This window comes from Rhizobium sp. SVR5-9E, from assembly GCF_056755095.1.
Genome location: NZ_JBNDHS010000063.1, coordinates 16,478 through 37,205 on the forward strand (window position 1 = coordinate 16,478; position 20,728 = coordinate 37,205).

Consider the following 20,728-nt stretch of genomic DNA (forward strand, 5'->3'; position numbering starts at 1 on the left):
TCTTCTCAAGCTCGCCGTGGTGTCAGCAGGGCGAGAGCCTGCAGGACCAAGGGGTGCACGAGTCTTGGCAAACGGCCAGAAAGTTGTTCCATAATAATAATATCTTCTTTCGGCACCGCGTTCAGCAGCCTGAGCGCGGCGACATATACAAGAACGGCAAAAGCAATTGCGAGAATAAGACCAGTTGTGCCGCCGACATGATCGACGATCAGATAGGCGACGGCGGCGCACACCGCGGAAGCAGCCGCGACCCGCAAGACGTTGATGAACATTCCGCGCATCGAACCGTCGAGATCCATTCGCCGCATCATCAGCAGGCACATCAGCGAAAAGGCGACCAAGCGAACGAGAGCTGCCCCTTCCCCGCCATACGTAGGCACAAGGACGAAGCAGCCGGCTACCATCAGCGCGCTTGCAAAGCCGCCGATCATCAGCCTCTCGCGGATACGGTCGACCGAATAAAGGTATTGAGTGCAAATCTGCATGAAGACATAGGGTGTCGCAGTCAATGCCAGCAGCGCGACGGTGCCGCCCGCGGGCCTGAAGGGCTCACCGAAGACAGCCACGATCAGCGGTTCGGAAATCGCGGCAAGCCCGAAGCTCATCGGAAGGGTGATGTAGGAAATGCCGCGCACAACGCCTTCGAATACGCTCACCGGCAGCTTACCGCCGGCGTTCGAATGAATCCGCTCCGAGTAATACGGGAGAAGGCTGCCGCTTAGCTGGACGGGAAGCTGAAGCGCCAGATTCGCAAGCGTCAGGCCAACCGCGTAAAAGCCAACCGCCTCGATACCCCAAAAACGCTGCAGGAACAGAAGCTCGATGCGGTTCAGGAAAATGGAGCTGTTGATGTATTCAAACGACAGCATCAGGGACGAGCTTGCGAGATAACCGACGCTTATGCCGCAAGCGTTCTTTGGAGCGGCGGCAATTCTCAGGGTGTAGAGGAACATCGGCAGCTGGCCGGCCACATAACCAGCCAGGGCGCCGCTAACACCGAAGAAGATCGCGCCAAGCGTAACGACGGCCAGCTGTATTGCTGAACTGACCATCGTGAGGCGGAAAAACCGGGTGAGATCCTGCTCGCCAATCAAATAGTTCTTCGTATATGCGCCAATCGACTGAAACAGAAACAGGACGCCGGTGACCGCAACAACGGCGGGGGCGCTGTCGATCCAGTGCAGATCCTCGGCCTCCCGGAAAAACAGGCAGTAGCCGACAAGAAGCAGGATGGTGGAGAGAATTGTCGGCCGCACGAGGAAGGCCGCAAAACCGCGCCGCTGGAGCGGGCTGTAGCCCTGGGCAGCGAGCTGCGGCAGAAGCCGCAGGAGAGTGACGCCGGTCCCGAGCTCGGCGACAAGCGCGCCCGTCGTCACGAGCCACAACGAAAAGGCGATCGCACCGCTCGCTTCCGGACCGAGAAGGCGGGCGGCGACGATGGAGCAGGCAAAACCGGTCGCGAGCAGCGACAGCCCCGCCGCCGCGTTGAGTGCCGAATTCGCCATGATGCCCTTCGCCATGAAGACGCTTTCCCCCTTGCGCCGAACCCCCGGACGGCTTCGCGACGGCGCCCAGCCTATTTTTGAACCCTTAACATTTGGCCTTTAGAGTGCGGTTAACGTCGCCTTACGCGGCGCCTTTCACGATTTGCGGAGGTATCGCTTGTTCAGCCTCGTCGTCTGCACGGTGGATCGTTTCGATCAGCTGGAGCGGCTGCTTTCATCGCTGACGCGGCAGGAGGAGCGCCGCTTCGAGGTGATCCTCGTCGACCAGAACGAGGACGACCGGCTCGGCCCGCTCGTTGACGGCTTCGCCGGCCGGCTGGCGATCCGACGCATCCGCTCGCCGCGCGGCCTTTCGCGGGCGCGCAACCGCGGGATCGCCGCGGCGGCCGGCGACATCGTCTGCTTTCCCGACGACGACTGCTGGTACCGGTCCGGCACGTTGAAGACGGCGGCGGCGCTCTTTGCCGCCGATGCGCGGCTTGCGATCGTGACCGGCCGGACGCTCGATGCCGACGGGGCGCCCTCCGTCAGCCCGACGGGCGAGCAGCCGGTGACGATTACCCGGCGCAATTACCTTTCCTGCGGCAATTCCAACGGCATCTTCGTGCGCCGGCAGGCGCTTGCCGCCATCGGCGGCTTCGACGAAGCGCTGGGTGTGGGGGCGGCCTCGCCGTTCCAGAGCGGAGAAGAGGCCGACCTGCTGCTGCGCGCCATCGCCGCCGGGCAGACGCTCGGCTATTTTCCGGAGCTCATCGTCCACCACGACCAGGTGACGGCGGAAATCGGACCGCGGCAGATCGAGCGGGCGCGTAAATACGGGCGGGGCTTTGGGGCGCTTCTGCGCAAGCACCGTTTTCCCTTTCCTTACGTCCTGTGGCGGCTGGCGCGGCCGCTCGCCGGCTGGACTATTGCCGCTCTTCGCCGTGACCGGGCAGCGGCCGACTACAAGCGCGCCTGGCTTGCCGGCATCGCCGAGGGCTACCGCAGTTGGCCGGGCTGGGACGGAGCCTGATCCGGCAGGGCGATGATGCCGGCATAGACCTCGAAATAGCGCTCGGCCGCCGTTTCCCAGGAATAGGCTGAAGCCTCGCGCATCAGGCGCGCGCGCAACACGTCCGCCTCCTGCGTCAGCGCCGCATGCGCGTCGGCGAGCGCTTCCGCCGCCGCCTCAGGGCGAGAGAAATCCGCAATCCGCAGCATGCTGTGCCGCTTGCCCAGCGTGACGAAAGCCTCGTTGGCGTTCAGGACGGGCAGCAGGCCGGCGCTCATCGCTTCGACCGCGACGATGCCGAAGCCCTCGTATTCCGAAGCGGAGGCGAAGAGCGAGGCGTGGGAGAGGATCTCGCGGATCGCGGCGTTTTCCGGCGAAACGTGCAGCGTGACGGCCTTGGCGAGGCCGCGTGCCGCGATCTCGCGCTCGAGGTCCGCGCCGCTAAGATCGGACGGCGCGCCGACGATATCGAGGTGCCAGCCGCCGCCGCGCGCCTCTAGGGCTGTGATCGCATCGAGAAGCCGATCGAGCCGCTTGTTCAGCGAGAAGCGACCGATCGTGACGATGCGCCGGAGGGGTTCGCGTGCTGCCGCGCCGGCGAATTTGCCGATATCGGCGCCGTTTTCGATCAGCGGCACGCGCTTTGGCGCGATTTCGGCGAACTGGCGCAGATCCGAGGCGCTGCAGCAGACGACGGTGCGATAGGCGCCGGCTGAAAGGCGCGTCAGCGTGCGGAACCAGATCTTCTTGAGGGTTGCGAATTTGCGCGTGTGGAAGAAGCCGCCGTGGGTGGTGGCGACCATCGGCCGGCCGTGCAGCAGCCTGCCCCAGGCGAGGGCGTCGAAGAAGAAATCAACAGCGTGGACATGGACGAGATCGGCATCGGCGACGTGGCGGAAGACCTGCGGGGCGAAGGGATATCGCGTGCTACCCGACCAGGGAATGCGCACGATCTCGATGTCCTCGACGATTTCGCGGGGGGCGAGCTTTTCGCCCGGCGCGGAAAAGAGCGAATCGCAGGTGACGACACGCACCCGCAGGCCGCGCTTCAACGACTGCCGGCAGAGATTGGCGACGACATCCTCCAGACCGCCACGGTTCGGCAGGAATTGGCGAACGACATGGACGATCAGCGGCGCAGCATCCGCGTGCCGCTCAAATGGGACGGTCTCTGTTTCGACTGCTGACATCTTCCACCTACCGGCCGCACGGCGGCAACTCGCCTAGACCAGATAGTGGATGGCGTTAAGGCGCGGTATACGCGCGAGGCAGGCAGAGCAAATTGTTGCGGAAGAAGGTTAACCGGATCAAAAGGCCCTGAAGGTCAACGTCGTCAGCGAGCGCACGATGCCGGGTATATTGGCGATGTTGTCGTTGATGAACTTACCGATATCCTGGCCTTCCTCAATGTAGACCTTGAGCAGCAGGTCATAGTCACCGCTGGTCGAATAAAGCTCCGAGACCAGTTCGGTCTGATAGATGGCGTCGGCGACCTCGTAGGTCTTGCCGGGGGCGCACTGGAGCTGGACGAAGATCGTCTTCATGGGAATTTCCTGCATCGAATTCTGATAGTGCGCATAATGCGCGAAAGCGCTCTTCCGATGCAAGCGCTCCTTCACTGTGCTTTTGCTTCGGCGACGATCCAGTCGCGAAAGGCGGAAAGGGGCGCATAGTCCGCCCGCTCAGGCGGATAGGCGAGATAGTAACGTTCGCTGCTTTCCATTTCCAGGCCGGTCGCCGTGACAAGGTCGCCGCGCTTCAGCTCATCCTGAATGAGGAACGTCGGCAGCAGTGCGACGCCGAGACCGGCGATCGCAGCCTGTGCCGCTGTGGCAAACTGGTCGAAGAGCATGCCGTGCACGCTCTGGAAGACGACGCCATTATCGGCAAACCATCGCTCCCAGGCATCGGGACGGGTCGTCAGATGCAGGAGCGGAACACCAAGCAGATCGTCAGCTTTCAGGATGCCGTGCTGTTTCAGGAAATCCGGGCTGCAGGCGGGAACCGTCGTTTCGGACATGAGGAATGTGAGCTCGGCGCCGGGCCAGTGGGGATGACCGAAATGGATTGCAGCGTCGATGGAATCCAGCCGAAAATCGAAGGAGGAGAGCCGGGTGACAAGATTGATGGTAACGCCCGGGTTCCGACTCAGAAAGCGGCCGAGGCGCGGTGCCAGCCAGCGGGTCCCAAAGGTCGGCAGGATCGCGAGGTTCAACGTGCCGCCATGCGGGTTCGCTCGCAGGTTCAGCGATGCGCTGGAGATGCGGCGCAAGGCTTCGCGGATCTCACGCGCATAGCTGTCGCCAGCAAGCGTCAGACGCACCGTCTGCCGCTCGCGAACGAAGAGCTCGACATGGAGCTGTTCCTCGAGTGCCTTGATCTGGCGGCTGACGGCGCTCTGCGTCAGGTCCAGTTCGCGCGCGGCAGCCGTTACGCTACCGGTGCGAGCGACGGCTTCGAAGGCTGCGAGCAATGAAATGGACGGCAGAAAACGTCGGGACGGCAGCATAGTTCATTCCGTTTTAGAATGATCTGTTTCCAAAAGGTCGATATTCATGGTGTGAAGGGCTTTGTAAAGGACATTATCCTGCCAAAGCGGAATGACCCGGAGTTCCTGATGTCGAGCGCCTTCGTTTCCACCGACCGCATCCGTTCGCTTTTCACCGAAGCGATGTCGCAGATGTACCGCACCGAGGTGCCGCAATACGGCACGCTGATTGAGCTTGTGGCGGACGTGAACAGGGAGGTGCTGGCAGCAAACCCCGAATTGCGCAAGCGTCTGAACCGCGCAGGCGAACTCGATCGCATCGATGTCGAACGCCACGGCGCGATCCGACTCGGCACCGCGGAAGAGCTTTTCACCATCCGCCGTCTCTTCGCGGTCATGGGCATGCAGGCGGTTGGATATTACGATCTTTCAGTTGCGGGCGTACCGGTGCATTCCACCTGCTTCCGGCCGATCGATCAGGCGGCGCTGAGCGTCAATCCGTTCCGCGTCTTCACTTCTTTGCTGCGGCTGGAGCTGATCGAAGACGAAGCGCTTCGCGCCGAAGCGGAGGCGATTCTGGCCAAGCGCCGGATCTATACGCCGCGCGCCCTGGCACTGATCGAGCGGCATGAGCAGGCCGGTGGCCTGACGGAGGCCGAAGCTATCGAATTCGTGGCTCAGGCGCTCGAGACCTTCCGCTGGCACGGTGAAGCGACCGTCAGCGCCGAAACCTACAAGCGCCTGCATGATGCGCATCGCTTGATTGCCGATGTCGTCAGCTTCAAGGGGCCGCATATCAACCATCTGACGCCGCGCACGCTCGACATCGATGAAGTCCAGCGCCGCATGCCGGAACGCGGCATCACACCGAAGGCCGTGATCGAAGGTCCGCCGCGCCGCGACTACGACATCCTGCTGCGCCAGACGAGCTTCAAGGCGCTGGAAGAGCCGATCGCCTTTGCCGATGAAACGGGAAGGAAGCAGGGCACGCATACGGCCCGCTTCGGCGAAATCGAGCAGCGCGGCGTTGCGCTGACGGCGAAGGGCCGCGCGCGCTATGATCAGTTGCTTGCTTCCGTTCGCGGCGAGGTGCAGGTGGGCTCCGCAGGCGCCAAGGCAACAGACTACGACAACGAGCTTGCCGAACGCTTCAAGGCCCTGCCGGACAGTTGGGACGCTATGCGCCGCGAAGGTCTTGCCTTCTTCCGCTATTCCGCCGCGCCCGCAGGTCTTGCGGCTGCCGTTCGCGGCAAGCTGCCGAGCGACGTCGAGGCGTTGATCGCTGCCGGTTACCTGACCTCCGATCCCATCGTCTACGAAGATTTTCTGCCGGTCAGCGCGGCGGGCATCTTTCAGTCCAACCTCGGCACGGACCAGCAGCAGAACTATGCGATGCGCTCCAACCGGGCGGCTTTCGAAGACGCGCTGGGTGCAAGCGTGCAGGATGAGCTGGAACTTTATGCCGAGCTTCAATCAGGCTCTCTCGAGGCCGCCATGACCATGCTGGGCATTGCCGGGCTGCAATTGAAAACCGTCGCTTGATGTCGCTTCCGCAATGCCCTCGGCGGCGCTAAAGTGCCCGCCATATTTGCCCAGAATGGACTGACCGATGCTGGATGATCCCCGCTCCCACGGGCTTTGGGAAAGGACCGCTCCGCAGCCGCCGGAAACACCGGCGCTGGACGGTACGGTATTGGCCGATGTCGTGGTCGTCGGCGGCGGTTACACGGGGCTTTCGTCCAGTCTTCATCTTGCCGAGGCCGGGTCGAAGGTCGTGCTGCTCGAAGCCAAGGAAATCGGCTTCGGCGGGGCTGGCCGCAATGTCGGGCTTATCAATGCCGGCATGTGGGTGATGCCAGACGATCTGCCTGGCGTGCTCGGTCCGGTCTATGGTGAGCGGCTGCTCGACCTTCTGGGCAATGCGCCACGCCTCGTCATGGAGCTGATCGAAAAGCACGGCATTGCATGCGAGCTTGAAAAGAACGGCACGCTCCATTGCGCCGTCGGTGCGGAGGGGCTGAAGGAAATCGAGGCGCGTGCCGCGCAATGGTCTGCGCGCGGAGCCCCGGTCAAGCTTCTGGACGCTGCTGAGACCGCGCGCCGCATCGGCAGCACTGCTTACGCCGGTTCGCTGCTTGATATGCGCGCCGGAACGCTGCAGCCGCTCGCCTATGCCCGCGGCTTGGCGCATGCAGCCGTCAAGGCTGGCGTTTCCCTCCATACATCGAGCCCGGTCATCGTGACCGAGCGAAATGGCGGCCGATGGACAGTGAAAACCGCGACGGGCCAGGTGACCGCTGAATGGATCATCGTCGCGACGGATGCCTATAGCACTGGGCCCTGGGAGCAGGTGCGCAGCGAGCAGGTGCATCTTCCCTATTTCAACCTGGCGACCGCGCCGCTCGGTCACAACCTGCAACAGTCCATCCTTCCCGGCCGCGAAGGCGTCTGGGACACAAAGGAAATCCTCTCCTCGTTCAGGATGGACCAAGCCGGCCGCCTTGTTTTCGGCAGCGTCGGGGCGCTGCGCAACACCGGTGCCGCAGTCCATAAAGCCTGGGCGAGGCGGTCCCTCAAGAAACTCTTTCCGCAGATCGGCGATGTAGAGTTCGAATACGAGTGGTACGGCAAGATCGGCATGACCGACAATGCACTGCCGCGCTTCCACAAATTCGCGCCCAATGTCGTGGGCTTCTCTGGCTATAATGGCCGCGGCATTGCGCCCGGCACGGTCTTCGGCCGTACGCTGGCGGAGCATATTCTCGGCAAGATCGGTGAAGCCGATTTGCCGCTGCCCTTGACGGACCCGAGGGAGCCGGGGTTCCGCGCACTCAAGGAAATGTGGTACGAAGCCGGCGCCCAGGTCGCGCACTTCGCCGATGCACGCTTTTAAGAACAAGAAGGTTGGAAACACATGACCATCGCTAGCCTCGATCTCGCAGCCGAAACGAAGAAGCTGCTGTCCGAACTCGGCGTTGACGCCGCCCGCTATACCGGCGGCACGCTGCGCGTCACCTCGCCGGTCACGGGCAAGGAAATCGGCCTGCTCAAGGAGCATTCCGTCGCCGATGCCAAAAAGGCGATCGACGAAGCGCATAAGGCTTTCGCCGAATGGCGGGCCGTGCCGGCGCCGAAGCGCGGCGAACTGGTCCGCCTGCTTGGCGAGGAGCTTCGTTCGGCGAAGTTAGCGCTCGGCCGTCTCGTTTCGATCGAAGTCGGCAAGATTACTTCCGAGGGCCTTGGCGAGGTCCAGGAGATGATCGACATCTGCGATTTCGCCGTCGGCCTTTCGCGTCAGCTCTACGGCCTGACGATCGCCACCGAGCGCTCCGAACATCGCATGATGGAGAGCTGGCATCCGCTCGGCGTCGTCGGCATCATTTCCGCGTTCAATTTCCCGGTTGCCGTCTGGTCGTGGAATGCGGCGCTGGCGCTCGTCTGCGGCAACTCGACCGTCTGGAAGCCGTCGGAAAAGACGCCACTCACGGCCCTTGCCGTGCAAGCGCTGTTCGAGAAGGCGCTGAAGCGTTTCGTCGCCGAAGGCGGCCAGGCGCCGGCGAACCTCTCGACGCTCTTGATTGGCGGCCGCGATGTCGGCGAAGTTCTTGTCGATCACCCGAAGGTGCCGCTGGTTTCCGCCACCGGCTCCACGGCCATGGGCCGCGCCGTCGGTCCACGTCTGTCGCAGCGTTTCGCCCGTGCCATCCTCGAACTCGGCGGTAACAACGCCGCGATCATCTGCCCGACGGCCGATCTCGATCTCACCCTTCGCGGCGTCGCCTTCTCGGCCATGGGGACTGCCGGCCAGCGCTGCACGACGCTTCGCCGCCTCTTCGTGCATGAGAGCGTCTACGATCAGCTCGTTCCGCGCCTGCAGAAGGCCTATGGATCGGTCACGATCGGCAACCCGCTGGAGAACGGCACGCTGGTTGGTCCGCTGATCGACAAGGCGGCTTTCGACAAGATGCAGTCGGCGCTTTCCGACGCGAAGTCGGCGGGCGGCAAGGTCACCGGCGGCGACCGTGTTGAGAACGGTTCTGCCGATGCCTTCTATGTGCGTCCGGCGCTGGTCGAAATGCCGTCGCAGACGGGTCCGGTCGAGCACGAGACCTTCGCGCCGATCCTCTATGTCATGAAGTATGCGGATTTCGATGAGGTGCTCGAGCTGCACAATGCGGTGCCGCAAGGCCTCTCATCCTCGATCTTCACAAACGACATGCGCGAAGCCGAAACCTTCGTTTCCGCTCGCGGATCGGACTGTGGTATCGCGAATGTGAACCTTGGGCCGTCGGGCGCTGAAATCGGTGGCGCCTTCGGTGGCGAAAAGGAAACCGGCGGCGGCCGCGAGTCGGGCTCGGATGCTTGGAAGGCCTACATGCGCCGCACGACGAACACGATCAACTACGGCAAGACACTGCCCCTCGCTCAGGGCGTCAAATTCGACGTTGAGTGATCGATAATCGCATGGAACCTGAAAGGGACGATGGCGTGACGCCGTCGTCCCTTTTTTTGTTCATGGCATTCCTCAATGGAATCGTTCTAAAGTTGATGCGTTTATTCAAGTATTTTTGATCGCATCGTCCTTCCGTAAACTTGAAAAAGCCAATCAAGAAAAATATAGGGGGTGCGCGTCACCGAAATGGGTGACACCGCCATGGAGGGTATCAATGAAAATTTCTCTTTCGCGCTTTTCCGCGCTTGCTTTTGCCGCCTCGCTTCTCGCAGCGACGTCGCTGGCTTCCGGCGCGAATGCGCAGGATTCCGAAGGTATCGTCGTTTACAACGCCCAGCATGAAAGCCTTGGCCGCGAGTGGATCGATGCCTTTACCAAGGAAACGGGCATCAAGGTGACCATGCGCCAGGGCAGCGACATGCAGTTCGCCAACCAGATCATCCAGGAAGGCGACGCTTCTCCGGCTGACGTATTCCTGACGGAAAACTCCCCGGCCATGACGCTCGTCGACGGCGCCGGTCTCTTCGCCCCGGTCGACAAGGAAACGCTCGACCTGGTCCCGGCGCAGTACCGCCCGGCCGACGGCATGTGGACGGGCATCGCCGCACGCACCACCGTCTTCGCCTACGACAAGAGCAAGCTGACGGAAGACAAGCTGCCGAAGTCCATGCTTGACCTCGCAGATCCGGCCTGGAAGGGCCGCTGGGGTGCGGCTCCGGCCGGCGCCGATTTCCAGGCGATCGTCGGTGCGCTGCTGCAGCTGAAGGGCGAAGACGCAACGGCCGCCTGGCTGAAGGCACTCAAGGAAAACGCAACGCCCTACAAGGGCAACAGCGTCGCCATGAAGGCCGTCAATGCCGGTGAAGTCGAAGGTGCGATCATCTATCACTACTACTGGTTCGGCGATCAGGCGAAGACCGGCGAGAACAGCAAGAATGTCGGCCTGCATTACTTCAAGAACCAGGATCCGGGCGCGTTCGTCAGCGTCTCCGGCGGCGGCGTCCTCAAGTCGACGCAGCACATGAAGGAAGCCCAGGCGTTTCTGAAATTCATCGCCGGCAAGGCCGGTCAGGAGATCCTGAAGAACGGCACGTCCTATGAATATGCGGTAAGCGGCGACTCCAACCCGAAGCTCGTTCCGCTCAAGGATCTGAACGCGCCGAAGGTCGAAGCATCCGAGCTCGACAGCAAGAAGGTCGTCGAGCTGATGACGGCCGCGGGTCTCATCTAAGTCTTTCTGCCGCAGGCTATGGGAGTCAAAACCATTGCTTTTAACTCAAGAAAACCTTAGGGCATGACCCGATCCCTGCCAACCGCTTGAAACAGAAGCGGTTGGCTTCCTTTTTCAGCGACAAAAGGCGCGTGCCTTGCTGCAAGATAACAGACCATTTGCTTCTGAGTTCGCGCCTGTTAATGGCGCGCAGATCAGCGGTGGTTTGCTGCGAAGGCGCATTCCCCACCTCTCCGTTGTCGCCTTTGCCACGCTGATTGCCGCCCTGAGCCTTGTGCCGCTCGGCTTTATCGGCTGGGTCACTATCGAGGTCGGCTGGCATACCGTCGAGGAGCTGGTGTTCCGGCCGCGCGTCGGCGAACTGCTCGTCAATACCGTCCTCCTCGAAGCGCTTACCATCCCCTTGTCGCTCGCTCTTGCGGTGACGCTCGCCTGGCTGACGGAGCGGACCAACATTCCCTTTCCGCGCATATGGTCCTGGCTTGCCGTGGCACCGCTTGCCGTTCCGGCTTTCGTGCACAGCTATGCCTGGGTCAGCCTCGTTCCCGGCATGCGCGGCCTGCAAAGCGGCGTCTTCGTTTCCGTGCTTGCTTATTATCCCTTTCTCTATCTGCCGGTTGCCGCTGCCCTTCGCCGCCTCGATCCGGCGATCGAGGATGCGGCGGCATCGCTCGGCCTCGGTCCCTGGGGCGTCTTTTTCCGCACCGTGCTGCCGCAGCTGCGGCTTGCGATCTGCGGCGGCTCGCTGCTGATTGCACTGCACCTGCTTTCCGAATACGGCCTGTTCGTGATGATCCGCTTCGATACGTTTGCGACAGCGATCGTCGATCAGTTCCAGTCGGCCTATAACAGCCCTGCCGCCAACATGCTCGGCGGCGTGCTTGTCGCTTGCTGCCTCTTCCTGCTCGGCCTGGAAATCCTGCTTCGCGGCAACGAGCGCTATGCCCGTGTCGGCTCCGGTTCCGCGCGCCCCGCCGATCGCCGCCGTCTCGGCTGGTTCGTGGTCCCTGCGATCCTGTTGCCGGTCGCGCTTGCAGTCCTGACGCTCGGAGTGCCGCTGGTAACGCTCGGACGGTGGCTCTATCTTGGCGGTGCGGACATCTGGCGGCTGGATACAGTCGGGAATGCTTTCCTACAGACGATTGTCCTTGCGGTCGCTGGCGGCGTGCTGGCGACGATCGCGGCTGCCCCGATGGCCTGGCTTTCGGTTCGCGCACCTGGCCGTTTCCAACGGGTGCTGGAAGCCTGCCATTATTACGTCGGCTCGCTTCCGGGCGTCGTCGTAGCGCTGGCACTGGTCACCATCACCGTGCGGGTGGCGTTGCCGCTCTACCAGACCTTTGCGACGCTCCTCGTTGCTTATGTCCTGCTCTTCCTGCCGCGCGCCATGGTCGGTCTTCGCGCCAGCATCGCACAGGCGCCGGTGGAGCTGGAGCGGGCGGCGATGGGCCTTGGACGGACCCCAGCGCAGGCCGTGCGCCAGATTACCATGCGGCTTGCCGCACCCGGCTTTGCTGCGAGCGTTGCGCTATCGGCCCTCGGCATCACCAACGAATTGACGGCAACGCTGATGCTGTCGCCGAACGGGGTCGAGACGCTGGCCACGAAATTCTGGTCTCTTACCAGCGAAATCGACTATGTGTCGGCCGCTCCCTATGCGGTGATGATGATCGTGTTGTCGCTGCCGTTGACGCTTCTTCTCTATGTCCAATCGAAACGGACCGCCGGCCAATGACCCTGCTTACGATCCAGTCCGCCAGCAAGCGCTATGGTCCGGTGAAAGCCCTGAGCAACGTAACGCTGGAGGTTGCGGCCGGCAGCCGCACTGCGGTCGTCGGTCCCTCGGGCTCCGGCAAGACAACGCTGCTCCGCCTCATTGCCGGCTTCGAGTGGCCGGATGAAGGCCGGATCGTTCTGGATGGCCAGGCGCTCGCCGAAGGTTCGGCAGCGGTTCCCGCCCATAAGCGCGGCATCGGCATCGTTTCGCAGGACGGTTCGCTTTTCCCGCACCTGAGCGTTGCCGACAACATCGGCTTCGGCTTCGAGCGCGGCGCCCCCGATCGCGAAAAGCGGATCATCGAATTGCTGGATATGGTCGAGCTCGACCGCAACATGCTGACGCGCCGCCCTCATCAGCTCTCCGGCGGTCAGCAGCAGCGCGTGGCGTTGGCGAGGGCGCTCGGCCGCAAGCCGCGCCTCATGCTGCTCGACGAGCCTTTTTCAGCACTCGACACCGGCCTTCGCGAGAATATGCGCAAGGCGGTTGCCCGCGTGCTGCAGGCGGCGGGCATCACGACGATTCTCGTAACCCATGACCAGGCGGAGGCGCTTTCCTTCGCGGATCAGGTCGCGGTGCTGCGGGAAGGCAAGCTCGTCCAGGCAGGCACGCCCCAATCGCTCTATCTGCACCCGAAGGACCGCGAGACCGCGCTATTCCTCGGCGATGCCGTCATGCTGCCGGCGATCATTCGCAATGGCATTGCCGATTGCGCGCTCGGCCGCGTAGCCGTCGAGGGGCAGCATCAGGGCAAGGCTGAAATCATGTTGCGGCCGGAGCAGATCCGCGTCGTTCGCGACGAAAGCGAACCGGTTCATGGCGGCCGCGTCGTTGAGGTAGAGTTCGGAGGCGCGACCTGCACGGTCGCAGTGTCGCTTGAAGGTGTGGCTCTGCCGCCGATCGTCATCAAGACGTCGAGCGTCGCCCTGCCTGCGCGCGGCGATCGCGTTCGCCTCGATATCGCTGGAAAGGCGCATGTCTTCGCCGGCCGTTAAGCCGTCTTTCGCGAGACGCTTGGCGCTTCCTCTTGCTCCAGCCAGCCGCCTGTGAAACCGGCGCGCTCCAGGCCGCGACGGATGATCGGCGATTGCCGCATCAGGTTCCAGATGAAATCCGACCGGTCGTTTTCGATCGTCATCACCAGCAATCCCTGATCGATGCCGACGCAGCGATCGTCCACCCAGCCCTCCGGCCGCGCCGTCTTGACCGTGGGGTTGAAGCCGCCGGGGAAGCGGCCCTCGTAAAGCAGGCTGGGGTAGGTCGCAAGCAGTGCCTCCAGGCCATCGAGAGCAGCCTGCCGGTCGTAAGGTAGCGACGCGAGCGCCGCCCAGGGCGCGATCGTGCCGTCGTCCGGGCCAAGCGGTGCTCCGCGCGCAGCGTAGCCGAGGACCTTTGGATGGCGGCCGCCGCGCATCCGCCGTGTGGGCGGTGGACCATCGGAAGCGGAAAACCCCCAGATATCCTTGTTATAGCCGACGAAATGACCGGGATTGCGCTCGGCATAGTCACGCTGCACAGCGATCGAGACCTGCGTGTTGCGGAAATAATCCCAGTTGTGCGCGGCCATCTCCTTGTCCTGAATTCCGCGGAAATCGATCCAGGCATGCGAAAAGAGGTGAATGAAGAGCGGTCCGGCGTAAAGATACGGCTGCTTGCCGAAGAGCATCCACGAATAGCTCGAGACGAACGCATCGTAGCTCGACTGTGGAATCGGATGCGTCGGCGAAGCAAGCGCCAGCGTATAGAGCAGGATCGCCTCGTCATAGCCCTGGTAGCGCCAGCGCAGAAAGCCGCTGCCGGGCTTCCAGCCCATGGATACGGCCTGCCCCTTGTTCAGTGCCCAGTGCCAATCGATCCGCTCGTAGATGAGCTTCGCAAGCTCGCGGATTTCTGTCTCGGCCTCGCCGGCACCATCGAAATAGGCGGCAGCCGTCAACATACCGGCGACGAGCAGGGTGGTGTCGATCGTCGAGAGCTCGCTGTTCCATGCACGATGGCCGGTGTCCATGTGCAGAAAATGATAATAGAAGCCGCGATACCCCGTCGCGTGGCGTTCGCGCCCCTGACGGCTTTCGGCAAAGAAGCGGAGTGTCGCAAGCGTCCTGTCTGCGGCCTCGGCCCGCCGCATCCATCCGCGTTCGACGGCAACCGGATAGCTTGAAAGTGCAAAGCCGACGGCGGCGATGCTGGCTGGAACTCCAGCTATGGATGTATCCGCCACCAGGCCGTTTTCAGTGTTGGAATGTTTCAGAAAATACTCGAATGCGGATCTTTGCAGCCTGTCAATCAGGGCCGCGTCCGTCTCACCAATTCGTTGCAGCATACATCAAACCAACTGTTGCGCCCCGCCTCAACATGGCGATGCGTTGCGCACAAATCAATTGGTTTTCAGACGGCGCGACAAAAAGGCTGCGCTCGGGCACCGGTAAACGCCCAGGATACAACACCTGCGAGGTCGACGGAAAAAATGCTGGAGAGCTGAAGAAGACAGCATCGCGCGCATGATCGCATGTGCCGGTGCTTCTTATTTCGAGAGAAACTGGAGCGGGCGAAGGGATTTGAACCCTCGACCCCAACCTTGGCAAGGTTGTGCTCTACCCCTGAGCTACACCCGCTCAATCCGCACCGGTCCGGGGTAGTTGGTGGACCGTGGGCTGCCGCCTTGCGGCGACGGGCGCTATATGGCCTAACCGATTTTCAAATGCAACAGGGAAATGACGGAAAGGCCAAGAAAAATTCGAAGGCTTCGGGAGCGGCTTCCTAAAACGCCGTATTTCCAAGGAAAAGCACCTAGGGTGAACATTGCAAAACATGCTGCGCCGACTTAATCAGGGCGCCTAACCTCTTTCTTCCAGTGCAAGACGGATGCCGCGATGACCGAAGCCCAGCCGAAAAACAGAGACGATCTTTTTGCCTTTCTCGATGGCCTCGGCATCACGCATAGCACGCAGGATCATGCGCCGGTCTTCACCGTGGCTGAATCGGTATCGCTGCACGACGCGATGCCGGGCGGCCACACAAAGAACCTTTTCGTGAAAGACAAGAAGGATCAGTTCTACCTTTTGACGGTCGAGGAACACGCCGTCGTCGATCTCAAGACGGTGCATACGCTGATCGGTGCCGCAAGCAAGATTTCGTTCGGCAAGCCGGAGAAGCTGATGGAATACCTCGGCGTCGTCCCCGGGGCGGTCACTGCCTTCGGCGCCATCAACGACACCGGCAACAATGTGACGTTTGTGCTCGATGCCGACTTGATGAAAGACGAGATCATCAATTGCCATCCGTTGTCCAACGATGCGACCACGTCGATCGCGAGCGCCGATCTTATTCGATTCATGGAAGCGACCGGGCATAAGCCGCTTGTCTTGAAAGTGACAGCTTGAGATACGATTTTAACGCTAGAAAAGAGCCGGGAGACCGGCATGGCGGGAGACAACAATGAGCGGTAGCGACAATCCTTACGCAAATTCCTTCGGCGCACAGATGTCGGCAAAGGCGAGCTTTGGCTCGGCGGCGCCGCAGCCTGCGGCAGCCGGAGACCTCATCAAGGACACGACGACCGCCAACTTTGCGAAGGACGTCATCGAGGAATCGCGCAATCAGCCCGTGCTTGTCGATTTCTGGGCGCCCTGGTGTGGCCCGTGCAAGCAGTTGACGCCGGTGCTGGAAAAGGTGGTCAACGAAGCTCAGGGCCGCGTGAAGCTCGTGAAGATGAATATCGACGACCATCCGTCGATCGCCGGCCAACTCGGGATCCAGTCGATCCCCGCAGTTATCGCCTTCGCTGGGGGCCGTCCCGCCGATGGCTTCATGGGTGCCGTCCCGGAAAGCCAGGTTCGCCAGTTCATCGACCGCCTTGCCGGTCCTGCCGGTGCCGATCAGGCGGCAGAAATCGAAGCGGTGCTCGAGGAGGCGGCCGGGCTTCTGGCGGCGGGCGATGTCAACGGTGCCGCGCAGCTTTATGGGGCTGTGATGCAAGCTGAACCGGAAAATGCCAAGGCGCTTGCCGGCATGGCCGAATGCATGATTGCAGCCAACCAGCATCAGCGCGCTCGTGAAGCGCTGACCGGTCTGCCGGAGGAGCTTGCCAAGGACGCAGCCATTCAAGCGGTCCTCACAAAGCTCGACCAGATCGAAGAGGCCCGCAAGCTTGGCGATCCCATTCTCCTGGAACAGGATCTCGCGCGTGATCCGGATAACCACGAAGCCCGCATGAAGCTTGCGAAGATCCTCAACGTGGAAGGCAAGCGCGACGAGGCGGCCGACCACCTGCTGTACATCATGCGCAAGGACCGGACTTTCGACGACGACGGTGCGCGCCGGCAGCTTTTGCAGTTCTTCGATGTTTGGGGTTTCAAGGATCCGGCGACGGTGGCAGCGCGCCGCAAGCTTTCTGCGATGTTGTTCTCATAACTTTACAAACCTTGCCCTTGCGTTTTTAGGGAAGGGCCCCACATTTCAGAGCCAGGGCAGGAGGATCGTTCCTCCGGGGCGGGCGAATGCGGGACGAGTGTTGATGCAAGTCGGGAATGCCAGATATTTAAAGCCCGGCGATCTGCCAGATTCGATCGCCGTGTTTCCGCTGTCGGGTGCTCTTCTCCTTCCTACGGGGCAGCTTCCGCTGAATATTTTCGAGCCGCGTTACCTGACGATGATCGACGCTGCGCTCGCCGGCAACCGGCTGATCGGAATGGTTCAGCCTGCGCTCAGCGAAGGCGAGGTGAAGGTCAGCGACCCCCAGCTTGCTCCCGTCGGCTGCATCGGCCGGATCACCTCTTTCGCGGAGACGGGCGATGGGCGCTATATCATTTCGCTGACGGGCGTCTGCCGTTTCCGGTTGCTTGGCGAGAAGGTGACGCATGAGCCCTTTAGATGCTTCCGGATCGCTCCCTTCATTTCCGATCTTTCCGCACGGGATGAGGAGGATGCCGTCGATCGTGCCGCTTTGCTGTCGGCTTTCAGGGCTTACCTCGATGCCAACAAGCTGGAAGCCGATTGGGATAGCGTCGAGCGCGCCAGCAATCTGACGCTCGTCAACTCTCTTGCGATGATGTCGCCATTCGGCTCGGCGGAGAAACAGGCGCTGCTCGAGGCTCCGGATCTCAAGACCAGGGCCGAAACGCTGATCGCCATTACGGAAATCGTGCTCGCGCGCGTTTTCGGTGACTCCGATACGGTTCTGCAGTAATCATCGCGCATGGACGAAAAACTCAGCCGCGTTGATCCCAAACTGCTTGAGCTTTTGGTGTGCCCGCTGACCAAGGGCAGGCTCAGTTATGATCGCGAGCACAATGAGCTTGTCTCGGAAAAGGCGCGCCTTGCCTATCCGATCCGCGACGGCATCCCGATCATGTTGGTGTCAGAGGCCCGGCGGCTGGACGACTAGGTCGCGATTCTTAGATCGCTTCGCCCGCCAGAAGCCGGGGATTGTTTCTCGCCGTCGTGCCGGCTGCCTGGCCGATGAAGAAGGACTTGAGATTCGGCAGCCTATCGACGATGCCGAGGCCGATGTCACGGACAACGCGCACCGGCGTTATGTCGTTCGAGAACAGCCGGTTCAGCACGTCGGTCGTCACTCCCATGCGGAAGGTGTCGAACCGGCGCCAGGACTGGTAGCGCTCGAGAATGTTGATCGAGCCGATATCGAGGCCAAGGCGATCGGCCTCGACGATCGTTTCAGCCAGCGCTGCGACGTCCTTGAAGCCGAGATTAAGGCCCTGGCCGGAAATCGGATGAATGCCGTGTGCCGCATCGCCTGCGAGTGCGAAGCGCGGCGCCACGAAAGCGCGGGCGAGCGTAAGGCCCAGCGGAAAGGCGCGCTTTTCGCCGATGACCTTCAGCGCGCCAAGCTTGTGGCCGAAGCGGCGCTCCAGTTCCTCATCGAAGATCAGATCATCGCCGGCGACAAGCCGGTCGGCATCGTTGGTGAATTCGGTCCAGACGAGCGAAGAACGGTTGTTGGTGAGCGGCAGGATCGCAAAGGGGCCGGAGGGAAGGAAGTGTTCTTCGGCGCAGCCATTGTGTGGCCGCTCGTGCTCGACGGTCACGACGATGCCGGACTGGCCATAATCCCAGCTGACCGTTTTTATGCCTGCCAGATCGCGGAGCTTCGACCGCACGCCGTCGCAGGCGACGAGCAGGCGTGACTCCAGCGTGCTGCCATCGGACAACGTGACGGAGATATGATTTTCTTCCGTTGCCAGTCCCGTGGCGCTCAGCCCATGCCGGATTTCGATGCCAAGCCGCTGGCAGACGCCGCGAAGCGCGCGAACCATGACGGCATTCGGGATCATGTGCGCAAAGGGCCGGCCGTCTTCCACCTCGCCATCGAAAGTGAGAAAAACCGGACGAACCGGGTCGGATGTCCTGGAATCGGTGACGATCATCTTGGTGATCGGCTGGGCATCCGGCAGGATTTCGTCCCAGATACCAAAGAGTTCCAGCATCTTTGACGCCGCGGCAATGATCGCGGAGGCGCGCATATCCTTCTGCCAGACATGCTCGGGTGCTGCCTCAACGACGGTCACAGTGAGGTGGGGTGCTGCCTGCTTGACCGCAACCGCTGCTGAAAGGCCGACGTAACCTCCGCCAACAATCAGCATGTCCAGCATCGCCTATTTCCCCGCGCCTTGTGATGACAATCGTGATCTATATAGACCATCGCCTTCTCACTTCCTACAGCCGGGAGCCGAACAAAATGACGAAAGACGCGGCAAAGCCGACCGCCATGGAGACGCTGCTCGCCACCCTCGATCTCGAACCGATCGAGGTGGATATCTTTCGCGGCCGCAGTCCTCAGGTCGGCTGGCAACGCGTTTTCGGCGGCCAGGTGATCAGTCAGGCGCTGATGGCGGCCCAGCGAACGATTGAGGCTGAGCGCTTCGTTCACTCGCTGCATGCCTATTTCATGCGTCCGGGGGATCCTTCCGTGCCGATCATCTATCAGGTGGAGCGCATCCGCGACGGATCGAGCTTCAACACGCGCCGGGTTGTCGCGATCCAGCACGGCGAGGCAATTTTCGCCCTCTCATGTTCCTTCCAGGTCGAGGAATCGGGTTTCGACCATCAGATCGTAATGCCCGAGGTGCCGATGCCGGAAAAGCTGCTCGGCGAGCAGCAGATCAAGGAGCAGTACCTGGCGCATGCGCCGGCGGCCATGCGTAAATATTGGGAACGCGAGCGGCCGATCGAGATCCGGCCTGTTTCGCTGACGCACTACTTTTCCGACAAGAAGCTCGACCCGCGCCAGGACGTTTGGGTGCGCGCGACGGGGCCGGTCCCCGAGGACCGGCGCTATCAAGCTGCAGTGCTTGCCTATCTCTCCGACATGACGTTACTCGGTACCTCGCTCTACGCCCATGGAACCTCGATCTTTGACCAGAGCCTCCAGGTGGCCAGTCTCGACCATGCGATGTGGTTTCACCGTCCGGACAAACTCGACGACTGGCTGCTTTATACGCAAGACAGCCCGTCCGCTTCCGGCGCCCGCGGTTTAACCCGCGGTAGCCTGTTTACGCGATTAGGTGTTCTGGTTGCGTCGGTGGCGCAGGAAGGACTGATCCGGAAAAGGGCAAATGAATAAATAATGTGCATATTTATAAAATTGCGCATTATTTATTCATCTGCTCGCCCATTATTTGCGGGTTTGTTCGTGCCTTCAATTATAGTTATTATATTTCAATAGCTTATAAACTATCGCGAATCTGGCACATCCTTTGAATGTCTATCTTCGGTCGCTGCCCGTGAACGTCAGCGGCAAGGAGAGTCGGCTCCGGGCCGAGGATAACGAAGGATGGGAAAACCAGATGAAAATTGTGATGGCCATTATCAAGCCGTTCAAGCTCGATGAGGTCCGCGAAGCGCTTACGGCGATCGGCATACAGGGCCTGACTGTAACCGAAGTGAAGGGCTACGGGCGCCAAAAGGGACATACCGAAATCTACCGCGGCACGGAATATGCGGTCAGCTTCCTGCCGAAGCTCAAGATCGAAATCGCAGTCGCCTCCGAGCTCGTCGACAAGGCGGTCGAAGCCATCGCGTCGTCGGCCAAGACCGGCCAGATCGGCGACGGCAAGATTTTCGTCTACTCGATCGACCATGCCGTTCGCATCCGCACGGGCGAAACCGATTCAGAAGCGCTCTAAGAACCGCTGAGCAAGGAGCATTATTCCAATGTCAATCTCGAAGTTTTCCTCCATCTTTGCGCGGTTCGGCACTGCGTCGGCTGCGCTTCTTGCGCCTGTCGCCGCCTTCGCACAGGACGCAGCAACGACGGCCGCTCCG

The 20,728-nt window shown here is 61.6% G+C and carries 19 protein-coding genes and 1 tRNA gene; 13 read left to right on the forward strand and 7 right to left on the reverse strand.

From position 1 onward, the window contains the following. Positions 1-5: 5 nt before the first annotated feature. Positions 6-1,520 carry a lipopolysaccharide biosynthesis protein gene (locus ACPYOJ_RS23860; RefSeq protein ID WP_481418452.1) on the reverse strand — a complete coding sequence of 505 codons (1,515 nt, stop codon included), beginning with the start codon at positions 1,518-1,520 and terminating at the stop codon, positions 6-8. 142 nt (positions 1,521-1,662) lie between these two features. On the opposite strand from ACPYOJ_RS23860, the gene ACPYOJ_RS23865 reads away from it, so the two are divergent. Continuing rightward, entirely contained in the window at positions 1,663-2,517 is an 855-nt protein-coding gene (locus tag ACPYOJ_RS23865; RefSeq protein ID WP_481418453.1) for a glycosyltransferase family 2 protein, read from the forward strand. Here ACPYOJ_RS23865 and ACPYOJ_RS23870 read toward each other — a convergent pair. From ACPYOJ_RS23870 to ACPYOJ_RS23880, 3 genes are all read right to left on the reverse strand, one after another. Further along, a complete protein-coding gene (locus tag ACPYOJ_RS23870; protein WP_481418454.1) occupies positions 2,484-3,686 on the reverse strand; it encodes a glycosyltransferase family 4 protein in 1,203 nt (400 codons plus the stop codon). The two genes, ACPYOJ_RS23865 and ACPYOJ_RS23870, sit on opposite strands and share 34 nt — an antisense overlap. 117 nt (positions 3,687-3,803) lie before the next feature. Beyond that, positions 3,804-4,040 (reverse strand): Lrp/AsnC ligand binding domain-containing protein, encoded by a 237-nt coding sequence (locus ACPYOJ_RS23875; protein WP_168831741.1) that lies wholly within the window; start codon positions 4,038-4,040, stop codon positions 3,804-3,806. A gap of 71 nt (positions 4,041-4,111) precedes the next feature. Next, the gene (locus ACPYOJ_RS23880) at positions 4,112-5,005 is read right to left on the reverse strand and encodes a LysR family transcriptional regulator (RefSeq protein ID WP_481418455.1); all 894 of its coding nucleotides are present in this window, start codon (positions 5,003-5,005) and stop codon (positions 4,112-4,114) included. 108 nt (positions 5,006-5,113) lie between these two features. Between ACPYOJ_RS23880 and hglS the strand changes: the two genes are divergently transcribed. The 6 genes from hglS to ACPYOJ_RS23910 all read left to right on the forward strand — a co-directional run bounded on the left by hglS (position 5,114) and on the right by ACPYOJ_RS23910 (position 13,440). Next, positions 5,114-6,526 (forward strand): 2-oxoadipate dioxygenase/decarboxylase HglS, encoded by a 1,413-nt coding sequence (gene hglS / locus ACPYOJ_RS23885; RefSeq protein WP_481418456.1) that lies wholly within the window; start codon positions 5,114-5,116, stop codon positions 6,524-6,526. Positions 6,527-6,593: 67 nt separating this feature from the next. Continuing rightward, entirely contained in the window at positions 6,594-7,877 is a 1,284-nt protein-coding gene (locus tag ACPYOJ_RS23890; RefSeq protein WP_481418457.1) for an NAD(P)/FAD-dependent oxidoreductase, read from the forward strand. A 21-nt stretch (positions 7,878-7,898) separates the two neighbouring features. Further along, a complete protein-coding gene (gene amaB / locus ACPYOJ_RS23895) occupies positions 7,899-9,437 on the forward strand; it encodes an L-piperidine-6-carboxylate dehydrogenase (RefSeq protein WP_481418458.1) in 1,539 nt (512 codons plus the stop codon). 214 nt (positions 9,438-9,651) lie between these two features. Then, a complete protein-coding gene (locus tag ACPYOJ_RS23900) occupies positions 9,652-10,668 on the forward strand; it encodes an iron ABC transporter substrate-binding protein (RefSeq protein WP_481418459.1) in 1,017 nt (338 codons plus the stop codon). 136 nt (positions 10,669-10,804) lie between these two features. Beyond that, positions 10,805-12,403 carry an ABC transporter permease gene (locus ACPYOJ_RS23905; protein ID WP_481418460.1) on the forward strand — a complete coding sequence of 533 codons (1,599 nt, stop codon included), beginning with the start codon at positions 10,805-10,807 and terminating at the stop codon, positions 12,401-12,403. Continuing rightward, positions 12,400-13,440, forward strand: coding sequence for an ABC transporter ATP-binding protein (locus ACPYOJ_RS23910; protein ID WP_481418461.1), 1,041 nt, complete (start codon positions 12,400-12,402; stop codon positions 13,438-13,440). Before ACPYOJ_RS23905 ends, ACPYOJ_RS23910 begins: the two co-directional genes overlap by 4 nt. On the opposite strand, the gene ACPYOJ_RS23915 is transcribed toward ACPYOJ_RS23910, so the two are convergent. Together ACPYOJ_RS23915 and ACPYOJ_RS23920 are read right to left on the reverse strand one after the other, a co-directional pair. Then, positions 13,437-14,768, reverse strand: a complete 1,332-nt coding sequence (locus tag ACPYOJ_RS23915; RefSeq protein WP_481418462.1) for a glucoamylase family protein — start codon at positions 14,766-14,768, stop codon at positions 13,437-13,439. The two genes, ACPYOJ_RS23910 and ACPYOJ_RS23915, sit on opposite strands and share 4 nt — an antisense overlap. A 217-nt stretch (positions 14,769-14,985) precedes the next feature. Next, positions 14,986-15,060 (reverse strand) — tRNA-Gly (locus tag ACPYOJ_RS23920). Between the two features lie 258 nt (positions 15,061-15,318). Between ACPYOJ_RS23920 and ACPYOJ_RS23925 the strand changes: the two genes are divergently transcribed. The 4 genes from ACPYOJ_RS23925 (at position 15,319) to ACPYOJ_RS23940 (ending at position 17,831) form a co-directional block, all read left to right on the forward strand. After that, a complete protein-coding gene (locus ACPYOJ_RS23925; RefSeq protein WP_481418463.1) occupies positions 15,319-15,828 on the forward strand; it encodes a prolyl-tRNA synthetase associated domain-containing protein in 510 nt (169 codons plus the stop codon). 55 nt (positions 15,829-15,883) lie between these two features. Beyond that, entirely contained in the window at positions 15,884-16,858 is a 975-nt protein-coding gene (trxA, locus tag ACPYOJ_RS23930) for a thioredoxin (protein ID WP_481418464.1), read from the forward strand. Between the two features lie 103 nt (positions 16,859-16,961). Next, complete coding sequence (locus tag ACPYOJ_RS23935; protein WP_168831730.1) at positions 16,962-17,633, forward strand: LON peptidase substrate-binding domain-containing protein; 672 nt, start codon at positions 16,962-16,964, stop codon at positions 17,631-17,633. 9 nt (positions 17,634-17,642) lie between these two features. After that, on the forward strand, positions 17,643-17,831 hold the full coding sequence (locus ACPYOJ_RS23940; RefSeq protein ID WP_027511792.1) for a Trm112 family protein: 189 nt from the start codon (positions 17,643-17,645) through the stop codon (positions 17,829-17,831). A 10-nt stretch (positions 17,832-17,841) separates the two neighbouring features. On the opposite strand, the gene ACPYOJ_RS23945 is transcribed toward ACPYOJ_RS23940, so the two are convergent. Then, positions 17,842-19,056 carry a ubiquinone biosynthesis hydroxylase gene (locus tag ACPYOJ_RS23945; RefSeq protein ID WP_481418465.1) on the reverse strand — a complete coding sequence of 405 codons (1,215 nt, stop codon included), beginning with the start codon at positions 19,054-19,056 and terminating at the stop codon, positions 17,842-17,844. Between the two features lie 86 nt (positions 19,057-19,142). On the opposite strand from ACPYOJ_RS23945, the gene tesB reads away from it, so the two are divergent. Both tesB and ACPYOJ_RS23955 read left to right on the forward strand, forming a co-directional pair. Further along, positions 19,143-20,027 carry an acyl-CoA thioesterase II gene (gene tesB, locus ACPYOJ_RS23950; protein ID WP_481418466.1) on the forward strand — a complete coding sequence of 295 codons (885 nt, stop codon included), beginning with the start codon at positions 19,143-19,145 and terminating at the stop codon, positions 20,025-20,027. A gap of 223 nt (positions 20,028-20,250) precedes the next feature. Continuing rightward, positions 20,251-20,589, forward strand: a complete 339-nt coding sequence (locus tag ACPYOJ_RS23955) for a P-II family nitrogen regulator (RefSeq protein ID WP_113360322.1) — start codon at positions 20,251-20,253, stop codon at positions 20,587-20,589. The last annotated feature ends 139 nt before the right edge of the window (positions 20,590-20,728 follow it).